The following is a 15,786-nucleotide window of genomic DNA, read 5'->3' as shown; positions in this document are numbered from 1 at the left end:
CCGTGGGGCGAACCGCCCCACGGCGCACCGCACACGTGAGCGGGCCCGCCGCCCCCGTCCGAACAGCACGCGCCGATCGCCCTTAGGGGACCCGAACCATGACATCCCGCTCGACCCGCCGCCAGGCCAGACGCCGTTCCAAGAACCGCCGCGTCAAGCGCATCGCGATCGGTACCGCGGTCGTCGTCGCCATCGCCGGATTCAACGGCCCCGCGCTGTACGGCTTCGCGTCGGCGAAGTACCACGACTACGAGATCAACCGGCCCGAGTACAAGGCGGACAAGGGCCACTGGCAGATCGTCGACGTTCCCGAGAAGTACCGCGTCAACACCATCCACGCCGCGCTGCTGAACACCGGCAAGGTGCTGCTGGTGGCGGGCTCGGGCAACGACGCGAAGAACTTCGACGCCAAGAGCTTCCGCACCGTGCTGTGGGACCCGGCCAAAAACACCTTCAAGAACATCCCCACCCCCAACGACCTGTTCTGCTCCGGGCACAACCAGCTTCCGGACGGCAAACTGCTGGTCGCGGGCGGCACCCAGCGGTACGAGACGCTCAAGGGCGATGTGAAGAAGGCCGGCGGGCTGATGCTCCTCTACAACGAGAACCCCGACCGCGCCAAGATGATCGAGAAGGGCACCCGCTTCACCGGCCGCGGGCACGGCAAGACCTTCGTCTCTCAGAAGGCCGTCAACCTGCCGCCCGCCAAGAAGGTGAAGGACCCGGACACCGGCGAGGTCGGCACCGAGGCCAGCGTCACGCGCGTCTACGCCGAGGCCGAGAAGGAGGGCCGCGAGTACCAGACGGGCACGCAGGACAAGTACACGGTCAGCGGCCTGACGGGCTCCTGGAAGCAGAACGTGTACGGCATCGCGCAGAAGATGTCCTTCGACAAGAAGGACTTCCAGGGCATCAAGGACGCCTACGAGTTCGACCCGGTGGCGGAGCGATACCTGACCGTCGACCCGATGCACGAGGCCCGCTGGTACCCCACACAGGTCACGCTCCAGGACGGCCGGGTGCTGACCGTCTCCGGGCTCGACGACATCGGGCAGGTCGTCCCCGGCAAGAACGAGGTCTTCAACCCGAAGACGAAGAAGTGGCACTACCTGCCCGACACCCGTTTCTTCCCCACCTACCCCGGGCTGCACCTGATCGGCGAGAACCGCCTCTTCTACAGCGGCACGACGGCTGGCTACGGGCCCGCGGACAAGGGCCGCAAGCCCGGCATCTGGAACATCGAGACCAACGAGTTCACCGAGATCCCCGGCATGAGCGACCCCGACGTGCTGGAGACGGCCATGTCCGTGCCGCTGCCGCCCACCCAGTCGCGGAAGTTCATGGTGCAGGGCGGTGGCGGTGTCGGCGAGTCCCCCACCTCGACGTCCAAGACCCGCGTCGTCGACCTCAAGGAGGAGAAGCCCCGCTTCCGGGACGGCCCCGACCTCTACGACAAGGTCCGCTACCCCAGCAGCGTCATCCTGCCCGACGACACGGTGCTGACCACCAACGGCTCGGGCCAGTACCGCGGCAAGAGCGACAGCAACGTGCTCAAGTCCGCGATCTACGACCCGAAGGCCAACGCGTACGAGGAGGCCGCCGCGCCCCTCGTCGGCCGCAACTACCACTCGGGGGGCCTGCTGCTGCCGGACGGCCGCGTGATGACCTTCGGCTCCGACTCGCTCTACGCCGACAAGGCCAACACCAAGCCGGGAGAGTTCGACCAGCGCATCGAGATCTACACGCCCCCCTACCTGAACAAGGGCAAGAAGCAGCCCGACCTCAGGGACGCCGGCGAGAGCCGCAGGACGGTGGCGGCCGGCGACCGCGTCTCCTTCCGGAGCAAGGACGCCGGCTCGCTCAAAAAGCTCCGCCTCGTGCGGCCCGGGTCGTTCACGCACGTGACGAACGTGGAGCAGTCGTCGGTCGCGCTGAAGATGACCAGGTCGGGGGACGGCAAGGTGACGACGACCATCCCCGACGACCCCTCCCTGGTCACTCCGGGATGGTGGATGGTCTTCGCCGTGGACGACGACGGGATCCCCTCCGAGGCGCGCTGGATCAAGGTGGAGGTCGACCCGGCCGCCGCGCACGCCACGGTCACAAGCCAGGACCCGGAGTAGCCCGCGCGGGCCCCGCAAGTCCTTCCTCGGCGTTGCGGCCCGGCGGCGGTCAGTCCTCGGCGTTGCGGGCCAGCTGGAGGGCGTAGGCAGGCCACCACCGGCCGGCCGCGGGGCCGCCCTTGCACTCGCCGTCGGACTCGCCCGGGCGCTTGATCCACAGGTAGGCGTCCACCCGCTCGTGGCCCGTCTTGACGGTCGGCGCCTCGCCCAGGGCGCGTCCCGGCGGGTTGCACCACGCCTCCTCGTCGGCGTGCGCGCCCTCCAGCGGCCCGTTGCCGTTGCGGCTGGTGTCGATGACGAAGGGCTTGTTGCCGATCTTGGGCGACAGCTGTCTGCCGTAGGCGATGTTCGAGGCCGTCGTCTGGTAGTTGGACACGTTCAGCGAGAAGCCGTCGGCCTCGGCGATGCCCGCCCGGTTCAGCGGCTCGACGAGGGCGCCGGCGTCGCGTATCCAGTCGGGGTTGCCCGCGTCGAGGTAGACGGTGGTGCCGGGGAGGCGCTTGAGCTTGGTGACGGCCTCGGCCAGCAGGCGGTAGCGCTCGTCGTGGAACTCGGGCGGGGTGCAGCCCTCGGCCACCACGTGGGCGAGGGCGTCCGGTTCGACGATCACCGTGGCCGCTCTGTCACCGATGCCTGCGACGACGGCGTCCAGCCACTGCCGGTAGGCCGCGGCGTCCTTCGCGCCCCCCTTGCTGTACTGCCCGCAGTCGCGGTGGGGCACGTTGTAGAGGACGAGCAGCGCGCCGCGGTCCGCCTCGGCGGCGGCCTTGGTGACCCGTTCGGTCTGGCGGCGCGGCTCCTCGGTGCCGATCCACTCCGCCACCGGCTGCGCGGCGATCTTCTTCATCCGGGCGGCCTCGGCCGACTTGCCGTCCCGCTCGTAGGCGGCGGCCTGGCGCGCGGCGTTCCCCTCCGGGTCCACCCAGTACGGCGCCTCGGACCTGGGGCGCTGCCCGACGGTGGGCGAGGGCTTGGAGGAGCCGGAGCCGCCGCTCCCGTCACCGGAGGAGGAGCAGCCCGCCAGCAGCAGCGCGGCGCCCGCGAGCGCCGCGGCCAGCGCCCGCGCACGGCGCCGGGTGCTGACACCGCGCCGGGCGCGCGTCGCACGCGGCGGCCTGCGGCCGTGACTGGCGTACATCCACTCTCCCCCTCGGTCCCCCCGGCTCTTCGCCTCATGGTGCCACAGGGCCCGCCGCCCGCGGCCGGGCCTGTGGACAACTCAACTGCCGGGGAAGAAGCGCTGGTTGGCGACGGGTTTGCCACGGGGTGTGACGGAGCCCTTATTGACAGTACACATGCGGGCTGGGAGCCTCCTGAGCGGCAAACTACCGAGGCGACAGTGCGCAGGAACCCGGTGCGACTCCGGGACGGTCCCGCCACTGTGTCCGTACGCGGCGACGCGCGCACGTACGGGAGTCAGGAACTGACCTGTCGCCTGACCACCGATGGGGCGTGGAAACCCCAGAAGGAGGCATGCGGATGTCCCCGCACACCGTCGGCACGGCCCCCGCGCCCGAGGCCGCCGCCGCACACCCGGCGGCGGTCAGGACCCGGGACTGGCTCATCGTGGCCGCCGCCGCGATCGTCGCGCTGATCGCGCTCTACGCCGTCTTCGTCGACAACGGCAACCTCGTCTCGGCCACCGGCTCGTACCTGCACGAGTTCTCCCACGACGGCCGCCATCTGTTCGGCGCTCCCTGCCACTGACGAAACGGGGGCACCGCTTCTCATGTCCGTCTCCGCTCAGACGACTCCCTATCCCCTGCTGCCCCTGCTCGGACGCGGCCTCGCGGCCGGCGGGCTCGCCGGGCTCGCCTCGGGGCTGTTCTCCCTCCTGCTGGCCGAACCGCTGATGGACCGCGCGATCCGGCTGGAGGAGCGGCGTTCGGCCACCGAGGCCGCCGGGCACGCGGGCCACGCCCACTCCCACGCCGCCGAGGCGGAGGAGATCTTCAGCCGGGGCACCCAGCACCTGGGGCTCGTGGTCACCGCCGTGGTGGCCGGGCTCGCGATCGGTGTGTTCTTCACGGTCGCCTACGCCCTCGTCCACCGGGGCGCGCCCCCGGGTGACGGCCGCGGCTGGCAGCGCTCCATGGGGGTGGCCGGGGCCGGGTTGCTCGCCCTGTCCCTGCTGCCCGCGCTCCGCTATCCGGCCAACCCGCCGGGGGTGGGCGACAGCGGCACCGTCACCGAACGGCAGGCGCTGTGGCTGGCCGCGCTCGTCATCGGCGTGCTCGGCATGGTGCTCGCCCACCAGGTGCACCTGCGGCTCGGCCGCTCGGCGCGTGGGCTGCCCGTCCGCCAGTCGGCGGCGGCGGCCGCGGTGGTCGCCACCTTGGCCGCGCTCTTCCTGCTGCCGGACAACCCCGACGCCGTGCCGGTGCCGGCCACCTTGCTGTGGGACTTCCGTGTGCTGTCGCTGGGCGCGCACCTCGTGCTGTGGGGTGTTCTCGGCGCCCTGTTCGCGACCCCGCTGCCCCGGCGGCGCCCGGGCGGCGTGTGACGGACCGGCGGGGCACCGCTCGCCCCGCGGTGCCCCGCCGGTTCTCAGACCCGCTCGACCAGGTCCGCGATCGAGTCGACGACGCTGGAGGCCCGGAACGGGTACCGCTCGATCTCGTCGGGCCTGGTCAGCCCCGTCAGCACGAGGAAGGTCTCCAGACCTGCCTCCATGCCGGCGCGCACGTCGGTGTCCATGCGGTCGCCGATCATGGCGCTGGTCTCGGAGTGGGCGCCGATCGCGTTGAGCCCGGCCCGCATCATCAGCGGGTTGGGCTTGCCGACGAAGTAGGGGTGCGCCCCTGTCGCCTTGGTGATGAGCGCGGCCACGGACCCGGTGGCGGGCAGCGCGCCCTCCGCCGAGGGGCCGGTCTCGTCGGGGTTGGTGGCGATGAACCGCGCCCCGTCGTTGATCAGCCGGATGGCGCGGGTCAGGGCCTCGAAGCTGTAGGTGCGGGTCTCCCCGAGGACCACGTAGTCGGGGTCGGCGTCGGAGAGCACGTACCCGATGTCGTGCAGCGCGGTCGTCAGCCCGGCCTCCCCTATCACGTAGGCGGTGCCGCCGGGCCGCTGGTCGTCGAGGAACTGCGCGGTGGCCAGTGCCGAGGTCCAGATGTTCTCCGTCGGTACGTCGAGCCCGATGCGGGCCAGCCGCGCGTGCAGGTCCCTCGGGGTGTACATCGAGTTGTTGGTCAGCACCAGGAACGGACGCCCCGACTCCTTGAGCCGCTTGATGAAGGAGTCGGCGCCGGGGACCGGGATCCCCTCGTGCATCAGCACACCGTCCATGTCGGTGAGCCAGGACTCGATGGGCTTGCGCTCTGCCACGGGTGGGCTCCTGCCGGGGTCGTGGTGGTCAGGGCGGCGGTGAGGGACGTACCACGGTGTACGGGAACCGGCCGCCGCGCTCAGCGTAACCGCAGCGGCCGGTGCAGGTCAGCCGAGACGGACGGGGCCGGCCGCACGGAACCGGTCTTCCCGCCGGCACAGCGCAAGCGCCGGTGCGGGCCCGGGAGGCACCGCCCCGCACGGCAGGCCCCCCGGGGGACCGTGTCCGGCCCCTGCGCGGACCCGTCGCCATCCCGTGCGATGGTGACCGTTCCCTTCCGCCGTTCCCTTCCGCCGTTTCCTTCCACCGTGCCATCCGCTGTGCCCTTCCGTCCGTGGCCAGGGACGCTGCGGCGACGCGGCTCGCCGTCAGCTGCCGGTGGCCCGCTTCCAGGCGGAGAGGTAGGAGTCGAGGTCGCCTGCCACCTCCTCCCAGTCAGGGCGGAAGACCTCGACCCCCTTCATCAGCGCTGCCAGCTCCTCGGCCTGGTCGTCCCGCGCCTCGATGTCGTCGCGCACGGTGAAGCCGCCGCCGACGGAGGAGACCTCGCGCTGGGGCTTCTCGCCGAGGAGGAAGTCCAGCAGCTTCCTGCCGTTCTCCGTGTGCGGGCCGCCCTTGACGAGACCCGCCGTGTAGGGCAACGCGAACGTGGTGGGCTTCGCGCCCTTCTTCGCGGCGGGGAACCAGATGCCGAGGTTGGGCATGGTCTCAGCCTGCGCGTAGTTCATCTGCACGTCGCCGTTGGCGACCAGCAGTTCCCCCTTGTCCACTTTCGGGGCGAGTTTGCTGGTCGAGGAGGAGGGGCCGACGTTGTTCTTCTGGAGCGCGCCCAGGTAGTCCATCGCCCGCTTCCTGCCGCCGAAGTCGTGGATCGCCTTGACGAGCAGCGCCGTTCCGTCACCGGCCACGCCCGGTGTCGAGTACTGCACCTTGCCCTCGTACTTCTCAGAGAGCAGCTCGTCCCAGGTCTCGGGCGGCTTCGGCAGCTTCTCGGCGTTGTGGACAAACCCGAAGTAGTTGTTGACCAGCGGCGTGAAGTGGGCGTCGGCCGGCCGCTCCCCCCGCGGGATGTGAGCGGCGCCCTCGGGCTCGTACCCGCTCAGCAGGCCCTTGCTGTCGGCCTGCTGGATGAACGGAGGGAGGGTGACCAGGACGTCCGCCTGGGTGTTGTTCTTCTCCCGGTCGGTGCGCTGCACCATCTCGCCGGAGCCGCCCTCGACGTACCTGACCTTGATACCGGTCTTGCGCTCGAACGCCTCGAACTGCTCGTCGTACCAGCCGTCGCCCCTCTCGCCCTTGAGGCCGTCGGCGCTGTAGACGGTGACCACCTTGTCGTCGCCCGCGGCGGCCGAACCCGTACCACCGCAGCCGGAGAGCGTCAGCGCGGTCAGCGGAAGTACGAGTAGCGCCGGGGCGTACCGGGGAAAGCGGATGTGCGGGGACATGGGCATGCGCACCTTTCGCGGAGCGGAGAGACAGCGGGAGGAGACGTGGGAGGGTGACGAGACCCACGGGGTCATCGGGGTCGTCCCGCACGAGGGCCTCAGCGGTAGGTGGCCTTCGTGCGGATACGGGAGACGGCGAAAAGCACCAGCGAGGTGGCCGCCATCAGCACCACCGCGAGCGCGGATCCGGTGAACGGCGAACCCCGGTCGGTGGCGGCGAAGATCTGCACGGGCAGCGGCATCCAGTCCGGCGGGTAGAGCATCATCGTGGCGCTCAGCTCCCCCATCGACAGGGCGAAGCACAGCCCGGCCGCCGCCGTCAGCGACGGCAGCAGCAGCGGCAGCCTCACCCGCCACAGCACGTACCAAGGGCGGGCTCCCAGCGAGGCGGCCGCCTGCGCGTAGGCGGGGTCGAGCCTGGTCAGCGCCGCCGAAACCGACTGGTAGGCGAACGCGGTCACCAGCACCGTGTGCGCCAGCATCACGATCCAGCGGGTGCCGTTGAGCAGCACGGGCGGGCGGCTGTACGCCACCAGGACGGCCAGTCCGACCACCACGGAGGGCACCGCGACCGGCAGCATGAACAGCGCGTCCAGCACACGGCGGCCACGCCGTCCCAGGGACGCCGCGGACAGTGCGGCCCACGTCCCCACGGCCAGCGCCAGCACGCTCGCGAGCAGCGCCGTCTGCAAGGAGACGCTCAGCGCCGCGAGCGACTCGCCTCGGGTGGCCGACGCGTAGTGCGCGCCCGTGGGTCCTGAGGGCAGCGCACCGCTCCAGTTCGTGGACAGCGACGCCGTGGCGATCACCAGCAGCGGCAGTGCGAACAGCGGGACGAAGACCACCGCGAAGACGGCCCACACCGCCCAGCGCCCCTTACGCGTGTGCACGAGCACGGCGGCTGCTCCTTCCGGTGAGGGAGCGGTAGAGGCCGTAGAGGCCCACGGAGAGGACGACGTCGACCGTGGCGACCACGCACGCCGAGACGTAGTCGGACTCCAGGATCGCCTTGCTGTAGACCAGCATCGGCAGCGTCACCACGTCCTTGGCCCCCGTGAACAGCACGATGGCGAACTCGTTCAGGCACAGCACCAGCACGAGGGCGCCGCCCGCCATCAGCGCGGGATACGCCTCCGGCAGGATCACCTGCCGGACGATCCGCGCGGGACGCGCCCCCAGGGACGAGGCCACCTCCAGCTGGGCGGTCTCCAGCTGCGCGAACGCGGCCAGCAAGGGGCGCATCACGAACGGGGTGAAGTACGTGACCTCCGCCAGCAGCACGCCCCACGGGGTCGTCAGGAAGCGGAACGGCCCCTCCTGGGCCCCCGTCGCCCCCGTCCACAGGCCGTTCGCCATCCCCACCGTGCCGTACAGGAAGAGCAGCGCGAGCGTGATCAGGAACGAGGGGAAGGAGAGGAACACGTCGATGAACCGCGCCACCGACCTGCTGCCGGGGAACGGCACGAAGGCGACGACCAGCGCGAGGGCGAACCCGAGCACGACGCACCCCAGGGTGGCTCCGACGGCGAGGGCGACCGTCGTGACCAACGCGTCGGTGAACGCCTCGGAGCCGAACACCTGCCGGTAGGCCGCCGTCCCGCCGGAGAAGCTCTCCCGCACCACCAGCGCGAGCGGGTGGAGGAAGGAGACGGCCAGCACGGCCAGCGGCGGCAGGGCCCACAGCCAGGCGTGCCCGCCGGGTGCGGGGGCGCCGCGCCGCCGTTGCTCCGGCCGCTCGCGCACGCGCGGCCCGGCAGCACCGCGGACGGCGTCGGTCTCAGTCATCGATCAGCACTCCGTCCTCCGCCGCGAAGGACACGGCGGCACGGTCGCCGACGGCGGGCGTCGAGGCCGACTCGGGGACGTCGGCGACGACCTCGTGCCCGGCGACCTCGACGGCCACGCGGTAGGTGGCGCCGCGCCACTGGACGGCTCTCGCCACGCCCCGCAGCACATTGGTCCCGCCGTCCCCGAGGGAGATCCGGTGCGGGCGTACACACAAGGTGGCGGCCGCACCGCCGGTACCCGGCCCCGGGGTGGCGACCCGCAGCTCCGTGTCGCCGAACCTGACCCTCCCCTCGCCCGCCCGGGTGACCGGCAGCAGGTTGGCCGAGCCGACGAACGACGCCGTGAAACTCCCCCGCGGCGCCCGGTAGAGCGCCCGCGGGGTGCCGACCTCCCGCAGCCGCGCCCGGTCCATGACGGCGACCCGGTCGGCCAGCGTCAGCGCCTCCACCTGGTCGTGGGTGACGTACAGGACGGAGACGCCGGGCAGTTCGCGGTGGAGCCGATCCAGTTCGGCGAGCATGCCGGACCGCAGCCGCGCGTCCAGTGCGGAGAGCGGTTCGTCGAGCAGCAGCACCCCGGGCCGTACGGCCAGTGCGCGGGCGATGGCGACGCGCTGCTGCTGCCCGCCGGACAGTTCCCGGGGGTAGCGGCGGGCGTAGCCGCCCATACCGACCATCTCCAGCACTTCGGCGACGCGTTCCGCCACCTGCCCGCGCGGTGTCCTCCTGGCCTTGAGCCCGAAGGCGACGTTGTCGGCGACGCGCAGGTGCGGGAAGAGCGCGTACTGCTGGACGACCATGCCGACGTCCCGGGCGTGGGGCGGCAGGTCGGTCACGTCGCGGTCACCGATCCATACGCGTCCGCGCGCGGGGCGGACGAATCCCGCGACGGCGCGCAGGGCGGTCGTCTTGCCCGACCCCGAGGGCCCGAGGAGGGCCATGACCTCGCCCGCCTCGACACGCAGGTCGAAGTCCTCCAGGACGGCCGTGCCGTCGTAGGCGACGGTCACCTGGTCGAAGCGGATACCGCCGGCCTCGGGTGTGCCGGCGTGCTCAGACATCCGCGCGCTCCAGGGAGGACAGCAGCTCGGGCAGGCGGGCGACGGAGTCCAGCACGTGCGTCGCCCCGGCCTCGCGCAGCGCCTCCGCGCCGTGCGCCCCGGTGAGCACGCCGGCCACCACGCCCGCGCCCGCGCGTACGCCGGAGCGCATGTCGTACGCCGTGTCACCGACGACGGCGACGCGGCGCACGTCGTCGGCCGCGCCGGTGTGCAGCAGCGCGGCGAGCACCAGGTCGGGGTGGGGCCTTCCACGTCCCAGCGGGCCGGTGTCGGCGGGGCACAGGGTGGCCGCGACCAGGTCGCTCCAGCCCAGCGCGGCCGAGATGGCGTCCTGGGTGGCCCGCGCGAAGCCGGTCGTCAGAACGACGGTGCGCCCGGCGGCGCGCAGCTGTTCGATGGCCGCGCGGGCCCCGGGCACGGGGGCGCAGTGCCCGTCGGCCACCAGCCTGCCGTAGGCGTCCTCGAACGCGGTGTTGGCCTGCCGCGCCCGCTCCTCGTCGCCGCCGGCCAGGTGCCGGAAGACGGAGATCTTCGACTCGCCCATGGTGGCGCGTACGTGGTCGAGCATCGCCGCGAACCCCGGGGTGCCGGGTCCGGTTCCCAGGCGCGTCGCCGCCGCGCCGAACGCCTGCTCGACCAGGCCGTCGTCCGCCACGGTGGTGCCCGCCATGTCCAGCACGACCAGCGTGGTGCCCGCCACGTCCGGCGCACGGTCCTTCGGTGCCGCTGTCGTCAACGCCCTCACCAGCCCAGCTCGTCCGCGGTACGTTCGGCGATCGCCGGCGAGCAGGTCATCCCGCGCCCGCCGGGCCCGGTCACCAGCCACGCCGAGGTCCGCTCGGGCACGGGCTGCCGCAGCACCACACGCCCCGGCTCGGTGCACTGCGCGTACACCCCGGCCCAGCGCCTGCGCACCGGTGGCAGCGCCCGCCCCAGCAGCCGCTCGGCGACGGCGGTCAGGTGCCGGTAGGGCCGCTCGTCCACGTCGAAGCCGAACGGCGTCTCGTACTCGTGGGTGTCGCCGATGGTCAGCGAGCCGTCCGCGCGCTGCACCATCAGCAGCTGCATCGCGTGCGCCGCGGCGACGGGCGGCTGCGGCTGGGCCGCCGCCAGCGCGTCGAGCGCGGCGCCGCCGTAGGCCGGGTAGTAGCGGAAGCTGTCGGCGTCCGCGACCGCCGTGGTCAGCTTCTCCCCCAGCGGTTCGGTCTGCATCATCTGCAACCGCACCCGGCGCACCGGCGGCTCGGGCAGCAACGCGCCGACCAGCCCGCCTAGCCAGGCGCCCGTGCACAGGACGACGGCGTCTCCCTCGTGCAGTTCACCGCGGTCGTCCCGCACCGCCGCCGCGGCGCCGGACGGCAGGTCGCGGACCTCGCGCCCGCCCAGGAACGTGTAGCGGCCCGCCGCCCGCTCGCGCAGCGCCTCCCCAAGGGCGCGCTGTGCGGGGCGCGGTTCGAGCGCCGCGTCCCTCTCGCACCACAGCCCGCCCAGCAGCGCGCTGCCGCGCAGCGCCGGGTTGAGGGCCCTGACCTCCTCGGGCGTCAGCAGCGTGCAGCCGCGCCGGGCGGCGTCGGGGCGCTCGGCGGCGGCGCGGGCGACGGCCAGTTCGGCCTCGGTGGTGACGGCCGTCAGGGAACCGCAGGCGCGGAAGCCGAGCGCGGGGACCTCCTGACCGATCCGCTCCCACAGCTCCCGGGCGCGCAGCGCCGCCTCCAGCTCGGGTCCTTCCGCTCTCCCGCCGACCCACACCAGGCCGAAGTTCCGCACGGAGGCGCCGCGGGCGGCCTCCTCCCGCTCGATGTGCACGACCTCGTGACCGCGCTGAACCGCCTGCCAGGCGTGCAGGGTCCCCAGCACACCGGCTCCGACAACTATGACTCGCATGTCCGCGACCCTTCCGGGCCCCGATGGCCCGTCGGCGACGGCCGGGTGAACGGCCCGGCAATTCTGGTCCGGACCCGTTACGCTTTCGTGATCAGCCCTCGGGCGGCTCCGCGCGGTGCGGGCGGGCCCGCCGCAGACCGCGGTGCGGCGCTCACCCCTCCGGCCGCACCGTGCACGTCACCTCCGGCCGCGCCGCGCACCTCACCCCTCCAGCCGCACGGTGAAGCTGAAGCGGTCGCCGCGGTAGAGCAGCCGGACGCGCTCCAGCGGCGCCCCCTCGTCGTCCCGGGAGCGCCGGTGGATCAACAGCATCGGCAGCCCGGGCGGCGTTCCGACCAGCAGCGCCTCCCGCGGGGTCGCCAGCACCGTCTCCAGCCGCTCCTCCGCCGCGCCGAAGCGGATCCCCAGCCCCTCCCGCAGGTACGCGTAGAAGGACGAGTCGGCCTCGAAGTCCCGCTCCAGCTCCGGCACCCGCTCGACCGCGACGTACGTGGACTCCAGGCCGACCCGCTCGTCGTCCGCGAACAGCAGCCGCTCCAGATGCCAGACCCATTCCCCCTCGGCGATCCGGAGATCGGCGGCGAGCGCGGCCGGGCAGCGATGCCGGGTCAGACCGATCAACGTGCGCCCCGGCACCCGGCCCTGACGGCGGACACCTTCGGTGTAACTGGCCAGCGCGAGCGGCTGCGCCAGCTTCGGCCCGGCGACGACCGTGCCGCGCCCTGCCCGCCGCAACCGCCCCTCCAGCAGCAGTTCGCGCAGCGCCTGGCGGACCGTCTCACGGGAGACCTCGTGCCGCAGGGCCAGTTCGCGCTCCGTGGGCAGCACGCCGCCCTCGCCCAACTCCTCCAGCAGCGGAACCAACCGCGCCTTGAGCCAGTAGTACTTGGGGACCCGCCCGTGCTCGGGGATGCCGGCCCGCACGGGCGCGGCCCCGTCTGCGGGGATCTCGTAGGGTGCGGAGCTTTCGCGCGAGGTAGCCACCTCGGCATCCTCGCAGGGCGCGCACTCACGGCGGACGGGACGTACTCGGGCCTCGGGGCGGGCGGTGCGTGCCCGCCCGCACCCGCTTTGCAAGGGTGGGGGCATGAACCGCATGGACACCTCCCCCTCGCCGCTCCGCGTCGGCCTGCTCGGGTTCGGCCTGGCCGGCTCGGTCTTCCACGCCCCGCTGATCGCCACGACGCCGGGGCTCGCGCTCGACACCGTCGTCACCTCAGAACCCGAGCGGCGCGAGCGGGCGCGGGAAGCGGGCGCCCCGGGCGGCGAGGTGCGGACGCTGCCCTCGGCCGACGACCTGTTCGCGGACCCGGACAGGCTCGACCTCGTGGTCGTCGCCACGCCGAACCGCACCCACGTGCGGCTCGCCCACCGCGCCCTGGACGCGGGGCTGCCCGTCGTCGTGGACAAGCCGCTGGCCCCCACCGCCGCCGAGGCCCGCGAACTCGCGGCCAAGGCCGAGGCGAAGGGGCTGCTGCTGGCCCCGTTCCAGAACCGGCGCTGGGACAACGACTTCCTCACCCTGCGCTCCCTCCTCGCCGAGGACGCGCTGGGCGAGGTCCACCGCTTCGAGTCCCGGTTCGAACGCTGGCGGCCCCGGCCCAAGGGCGGCTGGCGCGAGTCGGGCGACCCGCAGGAGGTGGGCGGCCTCCTCTACGACCTGGGCAGCCACCTCGTCGACCAGGCGCTGACCCTCTTCGGACCCGCCGCGTCCGTGTACGCGGAGGCCGACGTACGCCGCCCGGGCGCCGAGGCGGACGACGACACCTTCATCGCCCTCACCCACGAGAGCGGCGTCCACTCCCACCTGTGGATGAGCGCCACCGCCTCCCGGCTCGGCCCCCGCTTCCGGGTGCTGGGCAGCAGGGCCGGCTACGTCAAGTACGGCCTCGACCCGCAGGAGAACGCGCTGCGCGAGGGCGCACGCCCCGCCGAGGGCGCCCCCTGGGGCGTGGAGCCCGAGGAGGCGTGGGGCACGCTGGGCGCGCTGGAGGACACCCGCGAGGTCCCCACCCTGGACGGCGACTATCCCGCCTTCTACGACGCGATCGCCACCGCGCTGCGCGAGGGCACGCCCCCTCCCGTGACGGCGCACGAGGCGGCCGCCGCCCTCCAGGTACTGGAGACGGCGCGCTCCTTCACCCGCGCCCGCACCCTGTGAGGGCCGGGGCCCGCCGCGGGTCCCTTGGGACCCGCTCGCTCACGCGGGGCTCGCCCGCGCCCGCTCACGCGGACTTCATCACCTGGCGCTGCCGGCCCAGACCCGCGATCTCCAGCTCGACGACGTCGCCCTCACGCAGATACGGCTTGGGCTCCGGCTGGCCCATGGCGACGCCCGCGGGGGTGCCGGTCGAGATGACGTCGCCCGGATACAGCGTCATGAAGTGGGAGAGATAGCGCACCACTTCGGCGACGGGGAAGATCTGGTCGGCGGACGTGCCGTCCTGGCGTAGCGCGCCGTTGACCCACAGCCGCATCGTCAGCGTCTGCGGGTCCGGGACCTCGTCCGCGGTCACCAGCCAGGGGCCCAGCGGGTTGAACGTCTCGCAGTTCTTGCCCTTGTCCCACTGGCCGCCGCGCTCGATCTGGAAGGCGCGCTCGGACACGTCGTTGGCGATCGCGTATCCGGCGACGCAGGCCAGCGCCTCCTCGTGCGAGGCCAGGTAGCGCGCGGGTCTGCCGATGACGACGGCCAGCTCGACCTCCCAGTCGGTCTTCTCGCTTCCGCGCGGGATCAGCACCGTGTCGTCGGGCCCGACCACGGTGTCGGGCGCCTTCATGAAGACGATCGGCTCCTCGGGGATCGCGGCGCCCGTCTCCCGCGCGTGGTCGTGGAAGTTCAGCCCGATGCACACCACCTTGCCGATCCCCGACAGCGGCGGCCCGACCCGCGCGGCCCCGGCCTCGGTGCCCGCGGCCAGGCCGGGCAGCCGTCCTGCGGCAGCGGCCTCGCGGATCCGACCGAACGCGGCCTCGTCCGCGAGCAGCCCCGCGTCGATGTCGGGGACGATCCCCGACAGGTCGCGCAGGGTGTCGTCCTCGTCCAGCAGCGCGGGGCGCTCAGTCCCCGCCGATCCGACGCGCAGCAGTTTCACGTCGCTCTCCCTCCCAGGCGAATCAGCTGATCCTCCAAGAGCCCGTTCAGATCCACAAGACCGCGTTCACGTACTGGACCGTAGCCTCGGCCTCCGCTTCCGCTCCGGCACCTCGCGCCCGGGAACGCTCCCGGCCCGCAGCGCGGCCCGCTCGACAGCGGTCCAGGTCATCGACGTCACCACGTACAGCGCGGCGGCCAGCGGCACCACCGCGACCGTGACCACGGTGGCGAACGAGAGCAGCGGCAACAGCCGCGTCAGCGCCGCCGGCCGCGGAACCGTCCGGTCCACGCCCGCCCCGCCGGTCGCTCCTTGCGTGCCGGCGGTCCGGACCGCCGCTCGCCGCGTTCGCGCGTACGTCCAGGACGCCACCGCGAGCGTCAGCGCGAACAGGCCCGCGTAGACCAGCCCTTGCGCGCCCAGAGGCCCGCCGTGCCCGAGCGCGTCCGCCCACCGGCCGCCCAGCGGAGCCCCGAGCAGGGTGTGTTCCAGCAGTGCGTCGTCGGTGGTGGAGACGTGGTACATCACGAAGAACACCGGCAGTTGCAGCAGCGTCGGCAGGCATCCGGCCACCGGCGAGACGCCCTCGCGCGCGTGGAGAGCGCTCATCTCGCGCCGCAACAGGTCCGGGTCGCGGCGGTGCTTGCGCTGTAGCTCGGCCACGCGCGGGGCCGGCGCGGCCCGTCCCCGCTCGCCCCGCACCGCCGCGCGGGCCAGCGGATGGAGAGCGAGCCGCACGCAGAGCGTGCACACGACGATGGCGGCGGCGGTGGCCGAGGTAGAGAAAACGGGTTCGAGTGCGTCGGACAGGAACGCCACGACAGCGGCGAAAGAAGACATGAGGCGGGAGCCCTCCACGGGTCTCGTCGTGCCGATGGCTCGCAGGGAGCCGGAGACGGGATCGGCGTGACGAGCCGCACGGGTGCCGGGCGGCGGGGGCTTGCCCTAGTACTGCAACGGTGCTTGCGGTGACTGGTGGCCAGGTCAGGGGCTGTGTCCGCGTCGTTTGTAGTGGCTGATGCGGGCTTGGTGCTGGCGTCGTCGGCGCCAGTGTGACCAGTGC

Annotated in this window: 15 protein-coding genes and 1 riboswitch; of the genes, 4 read left to right on the top strand and 11 right to left on the bottom strand. The window is 72.8% G+C overall.

What is annotated here, in order from left to right; genetic code table 11:
- The first annotated feature begins 98 nt into the window (after nt 1-98).
- Complete coding sequence (gene glxA, locus DQ392_RS25475; protein WP_114018065.1) at nt 99-2,123, top strand: radical copper oxidase GlxA; 2,025 nt, start codon at nt 99-101, stop codon at nt 2,121-2,123.
- Between the two features lie 49 nt (nt 2,124-2,172).
- Here the strand turns inward: glxA and DQ392_RS25470 are convergent, their stop codons facing one another.
- Entirely contained in the window at nt 2,173-3,261 is a 1,089-nt protein-coding gene (locus DQ392_RS25470; protein WP_114018064.1) for a glycoside hydrolase family 6 protein, read from the bottom strand.
- A gap of 183 nt (nt 3,262-3,444) precedes the next feature.
- A riboswitch (cobalamin riboswitch) is annotated at nt 3,445-3,569 on the top strand.
- Between the two features lie 33 nt (nt 3,570-3,602).
- Between DQ392_RS25470 and DQ392_RS25465 the strand changes: the two genes are divergently transcribed.
- Nucleotides 3,603-3,830 carry a CbtB-domain containing protein gene (locus DQ392_RS25465; RefSeq protein ID WP_114018063.1) on the top strand — a complete coding sequence of 76 codons (228 nt, stop codon included), beginning with the start codon at nt 3,603-3,605 and terminating at the stop codon, nt 3,828-3,830.
- A 22-nt stretch (nt 3,831-3,852) separates the two neighbouring features.
- Complete coding sequence (locus DQ392_RS25460) at nt 3,853-4,626, top strand: CbtA family protein (protein WP_114018062.1); 774 nt, start codon at nt 3,853-3,855, stop codon at nt 4,624-4,626.
- A 44-nt stretch (nt 4,627-4,670) separates the two neighbouring features.
- Here the strand turns inward: DQ392_RS25460 and DQ392_RS25455 are convergent, their stop codons facing one another.
- From DQ392_RS25455 to DQ392_RS25420, 8 genes are all read right to left on the bottom strand, one after another.
- Nucleotides 4,671-5,450 (bottom strand): HAD-IIA family hydrolase, encoded by a 780-nt coding sequence (locus tag DQ392_RS25455; protein WP_114018061.1) that lies wholly within the window; start codon nt 5,448-5,450, stop codon nt 4,671-4,673.
- A gap of 369 nt (nt 5,451-5,819) precedes the next feature.
- Entirely contained in the window at nt 5,820-6,896 is a 1,077-nt protein-coding gene (locus tag DQ392_RS25450; RefSeq protein ID WP_114018060.1) for a 2-aminoethylphosphonate ABC transporter substrate-binding protein, read from the bottom strand.
- Nucleotides 6,897-6,994: 98 nt separating this feature from the next.
- A complete protein-coding gene (locus DQ392_RS25445; RefSeq protein ID WP_114018059.1) occupies nt 6,995-7,792 on the bottom strand; it encodes an ABC transporter permease subunit in 798 nt (265 codons plus the stop codon).
- Entirely contained in the window at nt 7,773-8,681 is a 909-nt protein-coding gene (locus DQ392_RS25440; RefSeq protein WP_114018058.1) for a 2-aminoethylphosphonate ABC transporter permease subunit, read from the bottom strand. Before DQ392_RS25440 ends, DQ392_RS25445 begins: the two co-directional genes overlap by 20 nt.
- Complete coding sequence (locus DQ392_RS25435; protein WP_114018057.1) at nt 8,674-9,744, bottom strand: ABC transporter ATP-binding protein; 1,071 nt, start codon at nt 9,742-9,744, stop codon at nt 8,674-8,676. Before DQ392_RS25435 ends, DQ392_RS25440 begins: the two co-directional genes overlap by 8 nt.
- Nucleotides 9,737-10,480 (bottom strand): phosphonatase-like hydrolase, encoded by a 744-nt coding sequence (locus tag DQ392_RS25430; RefSeq protein ID WP_281273037.1) that lies wholly within the window; start codon nt 10,478-10,480, stop codon nt 9,737-9,739. Before DQ392_RS25430 ends, DQ392_RS25435 begins: the two co-directional genes overlap by 8 nt.
- A gap of 5 nt (nt 10,481-10,485) precedes the next feature.
- Complete coding sequence (locus DQ392_RS25425; protein ID WP_114018056.1) at nt 10,486-11,628, bottom strand: TIGR03364 family FAD-dependent oxidoreductase; 1,143 nt, start codon at nt 11,626-11,628, stop codon at nt 10,486-10,488.
- Between the two features lie 201 nt (nt 11,629-11,829).
- The gene (locus DQ392_RS25420; protein WP_114018055.1) at nt 11,830-12,612 is read right to left on the bottom strand and encodes a GntR family transcriptional regulator; all 783 of its coding nucleotides are present in this window, start codon (nt 12,610-12,612) and stop codon (nt 11,830-11,832) included.
- Between the two features lie 103 nt (nt 12,613-12,715).
- Between DQ392_RS25420 and DQ392_RS25415 the strand changes: the two genes are divergently transcribed.
- Nucleotides 12,716-13,789, top strand: coding sequence for a Gfo/Idh/MocA family protein (locus tag DQ392_RS25415; protein WP_114018054.1), 1,074 nt, complete (start codon nt 12,716-12,718; stop codon nt 13,787-13,789).
- Between the two features lie 64 nt (nt 13,790-13,853).
- On the opposite strand, the gene DQ392_RS25410 is transcribed toward DQ392_RS25415, so the two are convergent.
- Nucleotides 13,854-14,723, bottom strand: a complete 870-nt coding sequence (locus DQ392_RS25410) for a fumarylacetoacetate hydrolase family protein (protein ID WP_114018053.1) — start codon at nt 14,721-14,723, stop codon at nt 13,854-13,856.
- A gap of 66 nt (nt 14,724-14,789) precedes the next feature.
- On the bottom strand, nt 14,790-15,563 hold the full coding sequence (locus DQ392_RS25405; protein WP_114018613.1) for a YidC/Oxa1 family membrane protein insertase: 774 nt from the start codon (nt 15,561-15,563) through the stop codon (nt 14,790-14,792).
- Between the last annotated feature and the right edge of the window lie 223 nt (nt 15,564-15,786).

It is taken from the genome of Streptomyces reniochalinae (assembly GCF_003323735.1).
Lineage (GTDB): Bacteria > Actinomycetota > Actinomycetes > Streptomycetales > Streptomycetaceae > Streptomyces > Streptomyces reniochalinae.
The sequence above is the reverse complement of the archived record's forward strand: the minus strand, read 5'-3'. Positions and strand labels throughout refer to the sequence as shown.